Source organism: Acinetobacter sp. CWB-G5 (assembly GCF_019209785.1).
In the GTDB taxonomy this organism is placed as follows: domain Bacteria; phylum Pseudomonadota; class Gammaproteobacteria; order Pseudomonadales; family Moraxellaceae; genus Acinetobacter; species Acinetobacter johnsonii.
The window spans coordinates 1-14,319 of sequence record NZ_JAHUTF010000016.1 but is presented as its reverse complement, the minus strand read 5'-3'; the positions used below and the strand labels follow the sequence as shown (position 1 = coordinate 14,319).

At 42.9% G+C, this 14,319-nt stretch carries 14 protein-coding genes; 10 read left to right on the top strand and 4 right to left on the bottom strand.

Annotation, left to right across the window (positions count from 1 at the left end; translation table 11 throughout):
• Positions 1-43: 43 nt before the first annotated feature.
• Both KVY11_RS15710 and KVY11_RS15705 read right to left on the bottom strand, forming a co-directional pair.
• Complete coding sequence (locus KVY11_RS15710; protein ID WP_218289466.1) at positions 44-787, bottom strand: sporulation protein; 744 nt, start codon at positions 785-787, stop codon at positions 44-46.
• Positions 788-871: 84 nt separating this feature from the next.
• Complete coding sequence (locus KVY11_RS15705) at positions 872-1,336, bottom strand: Lrp/AsnC ligand binding domain-containing protein (protein ID WP_004694947.1); 465 nt, start codon at positions 1,334-1,336, stop codon at positions 872-874.
• Between the two features lie 137 nt (positions 1,337-1,473).
• Here KVY11_RS15705 and KVY11_RS15700 point away from each other — a divergent pair, with 137 nt between their 5' ends.
• The 5 genes from KVY11_RS15700 (at position 1,474) to KVY11_RS15680 (ending at position 7,138) form a co-directional block, all read left to right on the top strand.
• Positions 1,474-2,733, top strand: coding sequence for a D-amino acid dehydrogenase (locus KVY11_RS15700; protein WP_004694945.1), 1,260 nt, complete (start codon positions 1,474-1,476; stop codon positions 2,731-2,733).
• A gap of 36 nt (positions 2,734-2,769) precedes the next feature.
• The gene (gene alr / locus KVY11_RS15695) at positions 2,770-3,867 is read left to right on the top strand and encodes an alanine racemase (RefSeq protein ID WP_218289465.1); all 1,098 of its coding nucleotides are present in this window, start codon (positions 2,770-2,772) and stop codon (positions 3,865-3,867) included.
• Between the two features lie 37 nt (positions 3,868-3,904).
• The gene (locus tag KVY11_RS15690; protein WP_004694941.1) at positions 3,905-4,264 is read left to right on the top strand and encodes a RidA family protein; all 360 of its coding nucleotides are present in this window, start codon (positions 3,905-3,907) and stop codon (positions 4,262-4,264) included.
• A 141-nt stretch (positions 4,265-4,405) separates the two neighbouring features.
• Positions 4,406-5,848 carry an amino acid permease gene (locus tag KVY11_RS15685; RefSeq protein ID WP_004984251.1) on the top strand — a complete coding sequence of 481 codons (1,443 nt, stop codon included), beginning with the start codon at positions 4,406-4,408 and terminating at the stop codon, positions 5,846-5,848.
• Between the two features lie 183 nt (positions 5,849-6,031).
• On the top strand, positions 6,032-7,138 hold the full coding sequence (locus KVY11_RS15680; protein WP_218289464.1) for an acyltransferase: 1,107 nt from the start codon (positions 6,032-6,034) through the stop codon (positions 7,136-7,138).
• 81 nt (positions 7,139-7,219) lie between these two features.
• Here the strand turns inward: KVY11_RS15680 and KVY11_RS15675 are convergent, their stop codons facing one another.
• Positions 7,220-7,672: a CopD family protein gene (locus tag KVY11_RS15675; RefSeq protein ID WP_005011820.1), complete on the bottom strand. Its 453-nt coding sequence runs from the start codon at positions 7,670-7,672 to the stop codon at positions 7,220-7,222.
• A 23-nt stretch (positions 7,673-7,695) separates the two neighbouring features.
• The gene (locus KVY11_RS15670; RefSeq protein WP_004694933.1) at positions 7,696-8,925 is read right to left on the bottom strand and encodes a beta-ketoacyl synthase N-terminal-like domain-containing protein; all 1,230 of its coding nucleotides are present in this window, start codon (positions 8,923-8,925) and stop codon (positions 7,696-7,698) included.
• A gap of 278 nt (positions 8,926-9,203) precedes the next feature.
• Between KVY11_RS15670 and KVY11_RS15665 the strand changes: the two genes are divergently transcribed.
• The 5 genes from KVY11_RS15665 to KVY11_RS15645 all read left to right on the top strand — a co-directional run.
• Positions 9,204-10,661 (top strand): EcsC family protein, encoded by a 1,458-nt coding sequence (locus tag KVY11_RS15665; RefSeq protein WP_218289463.1) that lies wholly within the window; start codon positions 9,204-9,206, stop codon positions 10,659-10,661.
• A 154-nt stretch (positions 10,662-10,815) separates the two neighbouring features.
• Complete coding sequence (gene rpsL, locus KVY11_RS15660; RefSeq protein ID WP_002050319.1) at positions 10,816-11,190, top strand: 30S ribosomal protein S12; 375 nt, start codon at positions 10,816-10,818, stop codon at positions 11,188-11,190.
• 177 nt (positions 11,191-11,367) lie between these two features.
• Positions 11,368-11,838, top strand: a complete 471-nt coding sequence (rpsG, locus tag KVY11_RS15655; protein WP_004694929.1) for a 30S ribosomal protein S7 — start codon at positions 11,368-11,370, stop codon at positions 11,836-11,838.
• A 130-nt stretch (positions 11,839-11,968) separates the two neighbouring features.
• A complete protein-coding gene (gene fusA, locus KVY11_RS15650) occupies positions 11,969-14,104 on the top strand; it encodes an elongation factor G (protein ID WP_010326001.1) in 2,136 nt (711 codons plus the stop codon).
• 93 nt (positions 14,105-14,197) lie between these two features.
• Positions 14,198-14,319: GTP-binding protein (locus KVY11_RS15645; RefSeq protein WP_228151030.1), on the top strand; the 122-nt coding region annotated here is incomplete at its 3' end.

Sequence of the window (14,319 nt, the reverse complement as noted above, 5' to 3'; positions counted from 1 at the left end):
ACGACTTTTCTATATTGAAACAGTCGTGCACAGTGATTAAAAATTAAAGTCCCAACATTCGTCTAATTTCATTCACTAACAGTGCAGGATTGGCCTGTTGATGCGGAATGCTAAGGCTATTGAAGCCATCACCACGAAATTTACGATCCACTTCTAAAAGTACATGGGTTTGATGTTGCTCTGCCACAAAGGACACTTCAACTTCATTGATACTGTTGAACAATTGCGTAGGTTTAAATTCAAGTTCTTGATAACAACCAATGCTCGAGTGGAAGCCGTTGCCACGTAGTTGACCTTGTTCAACATCGACGCTCATCAACTGAAAACCGCATTGCTGCATGGCTTGAATAAACGCCTGCATAGCTGGTGTCGGTAAAATTTGTAAATAGTCTTTGTCAGTGGCATCGAGCCCCCAGTCCACATCTAAATGTGTATGTAACCACACTCGGGTTTTATTGACGCGGCAAGGCACATCTGTAACTGGCGTTTCAAAGGGTAGTTGAATCGAAAAAGGAAATGTATGTGACTGATGGGCTTGTAACTCAAAAGCCCCGCTAATGTGCCATTCGGCAATACTTAACGCGCTATTGTACTCAGCATCATCTGACTCAACCTCGGCTGTGGTCATGAGCTTTAAATAAATACCGTTGATAATTTTATTAGACGCAGCACCTTTAAAAATAACCTCACCCTGAATGGCTTGACCCGCTTGTGGCGCAGTGGTGTGTAAACGAGTATCGACTTGAATGCCTTGTAAGCCAAGGCTAGACATGAGTTTGTTAAACATGGTGCAGAACTTCCAATAGGGAATCGATAGGTTTTAAATATTTAAAATGAATGCATTTTTAAAATGCGTATTTTTAATAAGCTGTTAGCGAATGTCCAAATAAAAACTTTCTTTGACTTCTTCCATCACAATATAACTGTGCGATGATGCTGAAGAGGGCAGTTTTTTTAGTAAATCACCCAATAGGCGTCGGTAAGCACTCATTTCTTTTAAACGGGCTTTGACCAAATAATCGAATTCACCTGAAATCAGATGGCATTCTAAAACTTCAGGAATTTCGACCAAGTCACGTGCCACTTGATCAAACACATCGCCAGACTTGGCCGATAGCTTAATTTCTAAAAACACCAATAAGTTTCGATCGACCAGTTGTGGGTTGAGGCGTGCGTAGTAACCCATGATAATACCGTCGCGTTCTAAGCGTTTGACACGTTCTGAACAGGGGGTGGTTGAGAGGTTGACGCGAGAGGCCAATTCACTAATCGCAATTCGTCCATCGCGCTGCAAAATGTCTAAAATCTGCTGATCAATCCGATCTAATTTACGCATTATAAATTTCCTATGTTTAGAATTTTAGCGCGACAAAAATGGCGATTTACCTAGATTATAATAGTAAAAATAGTGAAAAAAACTATTAACCTAAAAATATACTAGTGAAATAAACTAGTGTGTGTAAGGGATCAGTCATGCGTGTAATTGTCTTAGGTAGTGGTGTCATCGGTGTTGCAAGTGCGTATTACCTTGCACAACAAGGCGCAAGCGTTACGGTTTTAGACCGTCAAGCTGGTCCTGCTGAAGAAACTAGCTTTGGTAACGCAGGGCAAATCTCTCCAGGTTATTCTACACCGTGGGCTGCACCCGGTATTCCGTTTAAAGCCGTAAAGTGGATGTTCCAACACCATGCACCGTTAGCGATTAACATCGATGGTAGCATGTGGCAGTTGAACTGGATGGCGCAAATGTTGAAAAACTGCAATCCACAAAGTTATGCTATTAACAAAGAGCGTATGACGCGTGTTGCTGAATACAGCCGTGACTGCTTACGTGAACTGCGTAAAGAAACAGGCATTCACTATGAAAACCGCGCGAAAGGAACTTTGCAGGTTTTCCGTAATGAAGCTCAATTGGATGCCGTACAACGTGACATCCAAGTGTTAAAAGAATGTGGCGTCGACTACGAATTATTATTAAAAGATGACTTAGCCAAAGTCGAGCCAGCTTTAGCCTATGCCAAAGACAAACTGGTTGGTGGTTTACATTTACCGAATGATGAAACAGGTGACTGTTACTTATTTACCAATGCTTTGGCAAATCTTGCGAAAGACATGGGCGTAGAATTTAAATTTAACCAAAATGTTGAAAAACTAGTGGTTGAAGGTGATGAAATCAAAGGTGTGGTGGTTGATGGTCAAGTGCTTACAGCAGACCGTTATGTGCTTGCTTTCGGTAGTTATTCACGTGATTTCTTGAAACCATTGAATTTGAATTTGCCAGTGTACCCTGTCAAAGGCTACTCACTGACGATCCCAATTGTAGATCCTGCATTTGCACCGCAGTCTACGGTTCTTGATGAAACTTATAAAATTGCCATTACGCGTTTTGACCAACGTATCCGTGTGGGTGGTATGGCTGAACTGAGTGGTTTCAACCACGGTTTAAACCAAGACCGCCGTGCGACCTTGGAAATGGTGACTCAAGACTTATTCCCAGGTGGAAACTTAGCTGAAGCAAGCTTCTGGACGGGTTTACGTCCAATGACACCAGACTCTACGCCAATCATTGGTGCGACTCGTTTTAAAAATCTATTCTTGAATACAGGACATGGCACCTTAGGTTGGACCATGGCATGTGGTTCAGGCAAGCTTATTAGTGACTTGGTGATGAATCATCAACCAGACATCAGTACTGAAGGTCTATCGATTCAACGTTACCCTTCAGCAGCCTAATTCGTTTTAGGTCATATTGATTCAAGGAAGAAGAAAATGCCACGTCCAATTACTGCAGTGATTCATAGTCAATCACTGCAGCATAATTTAAATGTTGCTCGCACGAAAATGCCGAATAGCCAAGTCTATGCGGTGGTCAAAGCCAATGCCTATGGTCATGGGATTGAACGCGTTTATCAAGCGTTCAAGTCTGCTGATGGTTTTGCGCTGCTTGATTTGGCAGAGGCGAAACGTATCCGTGCTTTGGGCTGGACAGGTCCAGTTCTGTTACTCGAAGGTATTTTCTCAGAGCAAGATCTATTTGATTGCCATGAGCTGGGTCTAAGCTTCAGTATTCATAGTGAATATCAACTCGAATGGTTAGCACGTTTTCCTTTAGAGGCACAGTTCGATGTTTATTTAAAAATGAACAGCGGCATGAATCGTTTGGGTTTCCGTCCTGAACAGTACCGTCAAGTGTGGCAGCAGCTTTCCAGCTTACCTCAAGTTCAACGTTTGACCCATATGATGCATTTTTCTGATGCCGATGGTGAGCGTTTCGGACGTGACGGCATTGCGCATCAATGCCAGTTATTTGATGCTATCACCCATGATCTACCGGGTGCACGTTCAGTCAGTAACAGTGCAGCCATTCTCCGCCATGAACAGTTGCAGTCGGATGTGATCCGTAGCGGCATCATGCTCTATGGTAGTTCTCCAGATTATCCAAGCCATTCGATTCAAGACTGGGATTTGCAACCTGCCATGAGTTTGCGCAGCGAGTTGATTGCCATTCAGCAATTAAAAGCAGGCGATAGCGTCGGTTATGGCTCAAAGTTCATTGCTGAAAGCGACATGCGTGTGGGTATTGTGGCTTGTGGTTATGCCGATGGTTATCAACGGATTACCGCAACAGGTACGCCTATTTTAGTTGATGGACAACGCAGTAGTTTAGTCGGACGTGTCAGCATGGACATGTTAGCAGTCGATTTATCTCACCTCCCAAATGCCCAAGTCGGCAGTGAAGTGGTGCTTTGGGGGACATCGAAACAGGGCACTGTGCTCAGCATTGATGAAGTCGCAGCAGGTTCAGGCACGATTGGCTATGAGCTGATGTGTGCTGTCACTGCACGTGTCAATTTTATCCAAGATTAAATTTTATTTTTATACAGTTTCATACAAGGAAAGACCTATGTCACATTCAGACATTCAAAAATTCAACACCAACGAAGTCATGAGTGCAGTCACTGTGTTTAATCAAGTGGTGTATTTGTCAGGGCAAGTGCCAAAAAATACCGACAATGATGTCGCAGGTCAGACCCGTGAAATTTTAGCAACTATTGATGAGCTTTTAGCTTTGGCAAATACAGATAAATCACGTTTGTTATCTGCTCAGCTTTACATCAAAAATCTCTCTGATTTTTCTACAGTCAATGCGATTTGGATTGATTGGATGAATGGTTGTGTGGCGCCTTCACGTGCCACGATTCAGGCTGATTTGGTTAATCCAAACTGGTTGATCGAAATTGCAGTGACGGCTGCACAAAACTAATTTTTAAACTCTCCCCGTGTATATCAGCGCTTGGGTTTCAACCGAAGTGCTGATGAGCGTATAAATGCCGCCCGTTAGGATAACGAGCACTGTATGAACATGGTTTATACGCAAAAAAGGACTTTAACAGGATGTTAAATTATGACGACTACCCCACAAGCTGACGGTGCAAATGCATCATCGCATGAATTACAACGGAAATTATCCAACCGCCATCTGCAATTGATTGCCATTGGTGGCGCGATTGGTACGGGCCTGTTCATGGGTTCGGGCAAAACCATCTCTCTTGCTGGTCCTTCTATTCTGATCATTTATATGATTATCGGGACCATGTTCTTTTTCCTAATGCGTGCATTGGGCGAAATTTTATTGTCAAATTTGCACTATAAATCGTTTATCGATATGGCTCATGATCTGATTGGGCCGGGTGCGGGTTACTATATCGGTTGGTCCTATTGGCTCGGTTGGGTCTTGGTCGGTATTGCGGACTTGGCCGCCATTATTAACTATCTCGGCTTTTGGCTCCCGCCAGACATGGCCTTTACTCCCATGGGGCAGGCTTTAATCAGTGTCGGCTGTGTGCTGTTTGTCCTTGGGTTAAATTTGCTGACCGTGAAACTGTTTGGTGAAATTGAATTTTGGTTTGCTTTAATCAAAATTTTAGCCATTTTAGGGCTGATCGTGATTGGTGGCTTTATGGTGTTTAGCCATTTCCAAGCACCGGGCGGTTCAGTTGCAAGCTTCAGTCATGTTTGGTCACATGGTGGTATGTTCCCTCAAGGTGGCAGTGGCTTTTTAGCAGGTTTTCAAATTGCACTCTTTGCCTTTGTCGGTGTAGAGCTGATTGGAACCATGGCTGCTGAAACCAAAGACCCTGAAAAGAACTTACCGAAAGCAGTGAATGCGATTCCAACCCGTATCATTTTGTTCTATGTCTTGTCGCTATTTGTGGTGATGTCGGTGACGCCGTGGAATCAAATTCCTGCGGATCAAAGTCCGTTCGTTTCACTATTTTTACATGCGGGTATCCCAACTTCAGCTATCATTATGAACTTGGTGGTGCTGTCTTCAGTCATGTCTTCAATGAATAGTGGTGTGTTCTCTACATCACGTATGCTGTTTGGTTTGGCAAGAGAAGGGCAAGCACCACAGAGCCTAGCGCGTCTGTCAAAACGTGCGGTACCAGCGAAAGGCTTATTCTTCTCATGTGCTTTTATCATGGCAGGTGCGGCGCTACAGTACTTTGTACCAAACACGGTTGAAGCCTTTACATTAGCCAGCTCATTGTGTGTGATTCTGTTCATTAGTATCTGGAGCATTATTATGGTGTGCTATATCCGCTACCGTAAATTGCGTCCTGAGCTACATGCAAAATCGACCTTTAAAATGCCAGGCGGTGTTTGGATGTCTTATGTGGTCTTAATCTTCTTGTTCTTTACGTTGATTATTTTGAGTTTAGAGGCGGATACCCTTCGTGCATTAATGATCAGTCCACTCTGGGTGATTATTTTAGCCGTGACGTATCAACTGCTGTACAAACCGCGTATGAAAAAACGTTTGTTAGGGCAGCAACTGGATAACTAAAATTCATTCTGTACTCTTGATATTTGAAAGAAAGCCCTGCAAAAGCAGGGCTTTCTTTTTGCTTGAGCTGAATCAATGGGTTCTAACTAGGTGTTAGATCATTGTATGATTTTATATATAAAAGCTGTCTAAATCAGGTGATTTCACTTTAAATGAGGCACTTTAAAATTTTAACAATGATTTATGCGTAATTATAAAATCGACATCCTGCGTGGCGTGTCCATCCTGTTGGTGCTGATTCACCATTTCAATATCCCTTATAAATTACACGATACCTTTCTCGGTATCCCCATTGGGAGTGAGAGCTTAAGTACCTTGATTGCAAGAAATGGCAACTATGGTGTGACCATGTTTTTTGTCATTTCAGGTTTTTTGATTACCCAGCATACCTTACAGCGTAGTGGGTCTTTGGCGCAGATTAAGCTGAAAGATTTTTATATCCGTCGTATTGCCCGCATCATGCCGTGTCTGGTGTTATTGGTTGCGATGGTCAGTGTGCTCGGAAGTTTAGGGTTGCAACCCTTTCTCAATCAGTCGCCCAATGGCGTAGAGGTGTCCTATGCTGTGACTGTTCTTTCAGCTTTGAGTTTCTGGATGAATCTATTGATTATTGAATACGGCTGGGTGAACTATGCCTTGGGCGTATTATGGTCTTTATCGGTTGAAGAGGTCTTCTATTTAGCATTTCCTGTCCTGTGTTTAGCACTGGGTCGAGGCAAAGGCTTTATTGTTTTTCTGTTCGCTGTCATCGCGTATGCACCATATTTTCGTGCCCTCCATTTTGGTGAGGAAAGTGGTGCTTATCTGTATCACTATTCTTCTAGTTTCGATGGAATTGCCATTGGCTGCCTCACCGCAATGTATGCGCAACATTTTAAAGGTGCCATTTACAATCAAAAAATGATTGTTGCAGTAACAGCGTTGCTGATGACCGCTTTATATTTTTATGCACCCATCAAAGAGGTGAGTACTTGGGGCATCAGCGTATTTGCTTTACTTACGGCGTTACTCATATTGTGTTTTACCCAAGACCCGAAAGTTAAACCTACCTCATCCACGGCCCGCAGTTTGGTCTGGATTGGACAGCGTAGCTATGAAATGTATCTGTTTCATTTGATTATTCTCGGCTTAATGAAAGTGGTGTATTTCCCAAAAGACACTTTAGCGGCTGAAAAGTTGATGTTGTTGCCTGTTTATTTTATCGCAGTGTTTATTTTGAGTTGGGTGATTGAGAAATATTATTCGACCCCACTCAATTTAAAAATTCGTCAATCTTGGATACGTTCGTAATACTGATCTTGAACTGTGCTGTTGATTTTGTACAGACATTAAAAAGCCCCGAATCAATCGGGGCTTTTTAAGTGTGGGATTTTAAAATGTCGGTTTCACCACGACTAAAATCACCACAGCAAATAAAATGAGGGTCGGCATTTCATTAAAGAAGCGCCAAAATTTGTGTGACTTGTAGTGCGCATGACCAATCAATTTCTTACGGTAATAACCGCAGACAAAGTGATAAATCACTAACAGTCCAACCAAACCAACTTTGAGGTAGAACCACAGGGCTTCATGGTAGTGGCGCGTTGCATCACCCCAATCCACCAAGAAATGTGCCGTGATCAGAGTTGCAATCATCGACGGCCACATAATGCCACGGTACAACTTGCGTTCCATGACCTCAAAACGTTGATGACTGACGGCATCATCACTCATGGCATGGTAAACATAGAGCCGTGGTAAGTAGAACAATGCAGCGAACCAACACACCACGGCAATAATATGTAATGCTTTTACCCACAAGAAAGCATCAGAAGGAGCATCCATCAAGTCACCCTAAAATGGGCGGCTTAGCCTTCCCACTTTTTGAAAATGAGACATGCATTTACGCCGCCAAAACCGAAACTGTTACTCATCACAGTATTCAATTTTGCGTCACGTTTTTCAAGCACGATATCAAATGGTTTTGCGCCTTCATCCAGTTCAGTCACGTTGATGTTTGGTGCAATAAAGTCATTTTGCATCATTAGGACAGAGTAGATTGCTTCTTGTACGCCAGCAGCACCCAAGCTATGACCTGTCATTGATTTGGTCGAGCTGAGTGGAGGAACTTGACCTTCGCCAAATGCACGTTCCATTGCTTTCAATTCAGTGATGTCACCAGCAGGCGTCGACGTACCGTGCGTATTCACATAGTCAATTTTGTCTACGCCGTGTTGTTTTGCTTCTTCAAGTGCCATCAGTACACAACGTGTCGCCCCTTCACCCGATGGCGCAACCATGTCTGCACCGTCAGAGTTTGCAGCATAGCCTACAACTTCAGCCAAAATGTTGGCACCACGTGCTTGCGCATGTTCTAAAGACTCAAGCACTACAAAACCGCCACCGCCAGCAATCACGAAACCGTCACGGTCAGCAGAGTAAGGACGAGACGCTGTTTCTGGTGTGTCATTGTATTTTGAGCACAGTGCACCCATTGCATCAAATAACAGGCTTTGAGACCAGTGATCTTCTTCACCACCGCCTGCAAGCATTAAGTCTTGCTTGCCCAATTGAATCAGGTTATAGGCATAACCAATGGCATCAGCAGACGTTGCGCATGCGCTAGTAATGGTGTGTGCAACACCTTGCATTTTAAAAGCAACGCCAACGTTTGCTGTAATTGTGTTCGACATATTACGTGGTACGAAGAACGGACCAACTTTACGTGCGCCTTTGGTGTCTAACAATTCTTTCATTTCAACTACAGACGCAGTTGAACCACCACCTGAACCGCCCGCGATACCATAGCGTGGGTTGCCACCAATTTGCTCTGCTGTTAAGCCTGCATTTTCAACCGCAGCAACTGCAGCATTGTATGCATACATGGCACAAACACCCATAAAGCGTTTTAGCTTACGGTCGATACCATCAAAGTCTTGTTCAGCAGCAGCGCTGATATGACTTTTAAAATTGAGTTCAGCATAGGTTGGGTTAAAACGTGTCCCAGAAATCCCGTTTTGTAATGCATGAGTAACTTCTTCCAAAGTATTACCGATACATGAGTTGATACCCATGCCAGTGATTACTACACGTTTCATTTAAAGATCCCTTATATGGTGGTTTTGCAGAGTTACGCTTAAAGATGAATCAACAATTTATTTCTAAGCCAATTGCAACTCTTATGTTTTCAATGCAGATCATAATAGCAGAAAGAATTTTTAATTCTTATGGCAAATCCTATGCCAATTTGACTTGTCTTAAAATCGGGAGCAGGGCATTTCAACTTTACTAAAAGACACATATTCTTATTGAGATAAATGCGTACTACACCTAGTATTTAGCTAGAAATGAAAGATTATAAAGCACGGGGTACGGAATGGCGGATTCAAACAATAAACAGCGCAGTGGTTTCTTTTCAAATGCCTTCGGAGTGGCTAAAAAGCTCAGCCATACAGGTTTAAACATATTAAACCAAGTGAGCCCAGATACGGTCTCAGCACTGACCAATGCTACAACTGGTGATAGTGCAAGCACAAAAACAAAATCGAAAAATAAGCGTTATGAAAATCCGCAGCAAGTCTTAAGAGACCATCTGCCGACAGTATCACGGCATTTATTGGGACGTCATTATGTCAACGCAAATCGAGTCGCGCATTTTGTGTCGCCACAACTTTCCGATAAAGCCGCAGATTATTTTTTTAGCCAGCTTAATCAATTTAGCTCGAGTATGAGCTCGGTCGATGCCGTTTTAGATGAAGCGGGCGTGCGTGATTTAGAGATGTTGACCCAAGATGTCGACCGTTCAAAACGGATTAGTCAGGCATTGTCTGAACAAAATAAGATCATTGCTATTCTTCAGGGCGCACTGACTGGAGCAACGGGCTTTGTGGGTTCAACCGTAGATGTCCCTGCTTCTTTAGTGATGTCGTTACGTATGATCTACCAAGTGGGGCGTTCTTATGGTTTTGACTTAAGTAAAGAATCCGATCAAGACATCGTACAGTTTATTTTTAAACAGATTGATCTTGGGCTGATTGCGGAAAAACAAACTTTGTTGATGGCGATAAAAGCCATTTCAAGTACCTTGCAAACCCATGATGTCTCTCAGTTACAACAGCTTTTAGGTTCAAGCAATGATATTGAAGCCTTAAAGAAATGGTTGACCAATGCCGATGGTCAGCTGAAATGGGGGCAGTCGATTGTTAACCTATCGCTACTGAATAAGTTAGCAAAACTCACACCAATTGCCAGTGCAGGGGTGAGTGCAGCTTATAGTTGGCGCCTTGTTGATGATGTACACCAAAAAGCACAACTGGTTTTTTCACAAGCCCGTCAATATATCATTCAACAAAAAGATACCAGCCTGAGTGCTTTAACTGCATATGAACGCTCACTTGAGCTTTTGGTGAAAGCCTCGCCAAGACTGCTGTCACAGCGCAGTACATCAGAGACCTATAGCCCAGATTTGAAGCTTGGAGCTGAAGTAGAGTTAAATGGTCATCAAAGTATTGCTAAAGTAAAAGTTCAGAAAAAGTCCGACAAAGTCACAGAGCCTGTCGCAACCGAAGAACGTGTTCAACAAGGGCTGGAACAGCTCGCAGATCAAATGGTTGAACCCCATGATGCTGTCGCACCGCAGCAACCAGCCCTACACGTGGAAGAAGATCTTGCAGATTTATATCCAGTGGATGAGGCTGAGGAGGCTACACAGAATAATAATGAGTCTTTAGCACCAAATGAACTTAATACTGCTTCAAAAGTCACAGCAAAATCTGCGGTAGAGCCGACGGAAAAAAAGGTTACAAAAAGACGAAATGCACCAAGTAAAAAATAAACCCTTTAAAATAGATAGAAATTTGTAAAAGCCCTGATTTGGTCAACATTACATGTAGTTTGAAATGTTGACCATTTTTACGTCTTAGCTTACAATTGCATGCCCTCAAAAAGTCGTCTTTTTTTGGGTTTTTTATTAACGGGAGAATTGCCAAATGGCAACAACAAATCAGTTGATCCGTAAGGGTCGTACGACTTTAGTTGAAAAATCTAAAGTTCCTGCGTTGAAGGCTTGTCCACAACGTCGTGGTGTTTGTACACGTGTTTACACAACTACACCTAAAAAACCTAACTCAGCAATGCGTAAAGTTTGCCGTGTGCGTTTAACTTCTGGCTTTGAAGTTTCTAGCTACATCGGTGGTGAAGGCCACAACCTACAAGAGCACAGTGTTGTTCTTATCCGTGGTGGTCGTGTTAAAGACTTACCAGGTGTACGTTACCATACCGTTCGTGGTTCTTTAGACTGTGCTGGTGTGAAAGATCGTAACCAGTCTCGTTCTAAATACGGTACTAAACGTCCTAAGAAATAATCTTTCGAGATTAACTTCTTAGTTCGCTAGAACTGCAATCCTTTATCGTCTCGCTTGTCTGATTTCTGCATTAATTTTGTGAAATTCAAGCGACGTGTAGTAAGGCCAGCGAAAGCACATGACACTTTGTGCTACGGCTGGATTAACCTGAAGTGTCATATATATAGGTAGTTTAAAATGCCAAGACGTCGCGTAGTTGCTGCTCGTGAAATCCTTCCGGATCCTAAGTTCAGCAGCCAAACAATCGCTAAATTCATGAACCACGTAATGCAAGATGGTAAAAAATCTATTGCTGAAAGTATCGTTTACGGTGCTTTAGACCGCGTTCAAGAAAAAAACAAAGTAGACCCAGTTGAATTTTTCGAGACTACTCTTGAAAAAGTTCGTCCTATGGTTGAAGTAAAAGCACGCCGTGTTGGTGGTGCTACTTATCAAGTACCTATGGAAGTACGCCCATCCCGTCGTACTGCTCTAGCTATGCGTTGGTTAGTAGATGCTGCTGCTAAGCGTTCTGAAAAAACTATGGCTTTACGTCTTGCTGGTGAGTTGCTTGATGCAGCTGAAGGTAAAGGCGCAGCGGTTAAAAAACGTGATGACGTGCATCGTATGGCTGAAGCCAACAAAGCATTCTCTCACTACCGCTTCTAAGCGACTAAAACAGCCCCTATTCAGGAGGGTGATAGCTTGGCTTACGCCAAACTGTCATCGAATCGCTTTAAGCTGTTCGTCAGCTTAAAGCGCCTGTTTTAAACAACAAAATTTAGGAATGCAAGAAATCATGGCTCGTCAAACCCCAATTTCTCGTTATCGTAACATTGGTATTTCTGCGCACATTGATGCTGGTAAAACCACGACTACAGAACGTATTTTGTTCTACACAGGTGTATCTCACAAAATTGGTGAAGTACACGATGGTGCAGCAACAATGGACTGGATGGAGCAAGAGCAAGAACGTGGTATTACCATTACTTCTGCTGCTACGACTACATTCTGGTCAGGTATGTCTAAACAGTTCCCTGAACACCGTATCAACGTAATTGATACACCGGGACACGTTGACTTCACAATTGAAGTTGAACGTTCTATGCGTGTTCTTGATGGTGCGTGTATGGTTTACTGTGCTGTAGGTGGTGTACAACCTCAGTCTGAAACTGTATGGCGTCAAGCGAACAAATACCAAGTGCCTCGTTTAGCATTCGTGAACAAGATGGACCGTACTGGTGCCAACTTCTTCCGTGTTGTTGAACAAATGAAGACACGTTTAGGTGCATCTCCAGTACCTGTAGTAATCCCTGTTGGCGCTGAAGAAAACTTCCAAGGCGTAATCGACTTGATCGAAATGAAAGCGATCATTTGGGACGAAGCTTCACAAGGTATGAAGTTTGAATACGGTGAAATCCCGGCTGAACTTCAAGCTACTGCTGAAGAATGGCGTGTAAACATGGTTGAAGCTGCTGCTGAAGCTTCTGAAGAGCTAATGGACAAATACCTAGAAGAAGGCGATCTTTCTAAAGAAGATATCGTTAATGGTCTACGTGTTCAAACTTTGGCTTGTCAAATTCAACCAATGCTTTGTGGTACAGCATTCAAAAACAAAGGTGTTCAACGTATGTTGGACGCAGTAATTGAATTCTTACCATCGCCTACAGAAGTTAAAGCGATTGAAGGTGTTCTTGACGATAAAGCTGAAACTAAAGCGATTCGTGAAGCATCTGACGAAGCTCCGTTCTCTGCACTTGCGTTCAAAATCATGAACGATAAATTCGTAGGTAACTTAACTTTCGTACGTGTTTACTCTGGTGTTCTTAAACAAGGTGATTCTGTTTATAACCCAGTTAAATCTAAACGTGAACGTATCGGCCGTATCGTGCAAATGCACGCGAACGATCGTCAAGACGTTGAAGAAATTCGTGCGGGTGATATCGCTGCGTGTGTAGGTCTTAAAGACGTAACTACAGGTGATACACTTTGTGATGAGAAAAATGTCATCACACTTGAGCGTATGGAATTCCCAGAGCCAGTAATTGCATTGGCTGTTGAACCAAAAACTAAAGCTGACCAAGAAAAAATGTCAATTGCTTTAGGTCGTTTGGCTAAGGAAGATCCATCATTCCGCGTTCGTACTGATGAAGAGTCAGGTCAAACAATCATCGCTGGTATGGGTGAACTTCACCTTGACATTATTGTTGACCGTATGAAGCGTGAATTCGGTGTTGAAGCAAACATTGGTAAACCAATGGTTTCTTACCGTGAAACGATCAAAAAGTCAGTTGAACAAGAAGGTAAATTCGTTCGTCAAACTGGTGGTAAAGGTAAATTTGGTCACGTATACGTACGTTTAGAGCCAATGGATGCTGATGCTGGTAAAGACTACGAGTTCGCTGAAGAAGTTGTTGGTGGTGTAGTTCCTAAAGAATTCTTCGGTGCTGTGGATAAAGGTATCCAAGAGCGTATGAAGAATGGTGTCCTTGCTGGTTACCCAGTTGTAGGCATCAAGGCTACATTGTTTGACGGTTCTTACCACGATGTCGATTCGGACGAATTATCGTTCAAGATGGCAGGTTCTTACGCATTCCGTGACGGTTTCATGAAAGCAGATCCTATCTTGCTTGAACCGATCATGAAAGTTGAAGTAGAAACTCCAGAAGACTACATGGGCGATATCATGGGTGACTTAAACCGTCGTCGTGGTATGGTTCAAGGTATGGATGACTTGCCTGGCGGTACTAAAGCAATTAAAGCTGAAGTTCCACTTGCAGAGATGTTTGGTTACGCGACTCAAATGCGTTCTATGTCTCAAGGCCGTGCAACATACTCTATGGAATTTGCTAAATATGCTGAAACTCCACGTAACGTGGCTGAAGGCATCATTTCTAAATTCCAGTCTGGCGGTAAAAAAGGTGACGACGAGTAATCTTTCGATTACTATAAGCCCAAACTAATTCATAGTTAAAAACCAAGTGCTCATGCAGTGATCCTGCATGAGTAGTTTAAAAAGGAAGATCTCATGGCTAAGGCTAAGTTTGAACGTAATAAGCCACACGTTAACGTGGGCACAATCGGTCACGTTGACCATGGTAAAACAACTTTAACAGCTGCAATTGCAACTGTATGTGCGAAGAAATTCGG

Excerpts from the sequence above, each read along its gene's own strand:
- KVY11_RS15710 (WP_218289466.1), bottom strand. The coding sequence starts at position 787 with ATGTTTAACAAACTCATGTCTAGCCTTGGCTTACAAGGCATTCAAGTC.
- KVY11_RS15705 (WP_004694947.1), bottom strand. The coding sequence starts at position 1,336 with ATGCGTAAATTAGATCGGATTGATCAGCAGATTTTAGACATTTTGCAG.
- KVY11_RS15700 (WP_004694945.1), top strand. The coding sequence starts at position 1,474 with ATGCGTGTAATTGTCTTAGGTAGTGGTGTCATCGGTGTTGCAAGTGCG.
- alr (WP_218289465.1), top strand. The coding sequence starts at position 2,770 with ATGCCACGTCCAATTACTGCAGTGATTCATAGTCAATCACTGCAGCAT.
- KVY11_RS15690 (WP_004694941.1), top strand. The coding sequence starts at position 3,905 with ATGTCACATTCAGACATTCAAAAATTCAACACCAACGAAGTCATGAGT.
- KVY11_RS15685 (WP_004984251.1), top strand. The coding sequence starts at position 4,406 with ATGACGACTACCCCACAAGCTGACGGTGCAAATGCATCATCGCATGAA.
- KVY11_RS15680 (WP_218289464.1), top strand. The coding sequence starts at position 6,032 with ATGCGTAATTATAAAATCGACATCCTGCGTGGCGTGTCCATCCTGTTG.
- KVY11_RS15675 (WP_005011820.1), bottom strand. The coding sequence starts at position 7,672 with ATGGATGCTCCTTCTGATGCTTTCTTGTGGGTAAAAGCATTACATATT.
- KVY11_RS15670 (WP_004694933.1), bottom strand. The coding sequence starts at position 8,925 with ATGAAACGTGTAGTAATCACTGGCATGGGTATCAACTCATGTATCGGT.
- KVY11_RS15665 (WP_218289463.1), top strand. The coding sequence starts at position 9,204 with ATGGCGGATTCAAACAATAAACAGCGCAGTGGTTTCTTTTCAAATGCC.
- rpsL (WP_002050319.1), top strand. The coding sequence starts at position 10,816 with ATGGCAACAACAAATCAGTTGATCCGTAAGGGTCGTACGACTTTAGTT.
- rpsG (WP_004694929.1), top strand. The coding sequence starts at position 11,368 with ATGCCAAGACGTCGCGTAGTTGCTGCTCGTGAAATCCTTCCGGATCCT.
- fusA (WP_010326001.1), top strand. The coding sequence starts at position 11,969 with ATGGCTCGTCAAACCCCAATTTCTCGTTATCGTAACATTGGTATTTCT.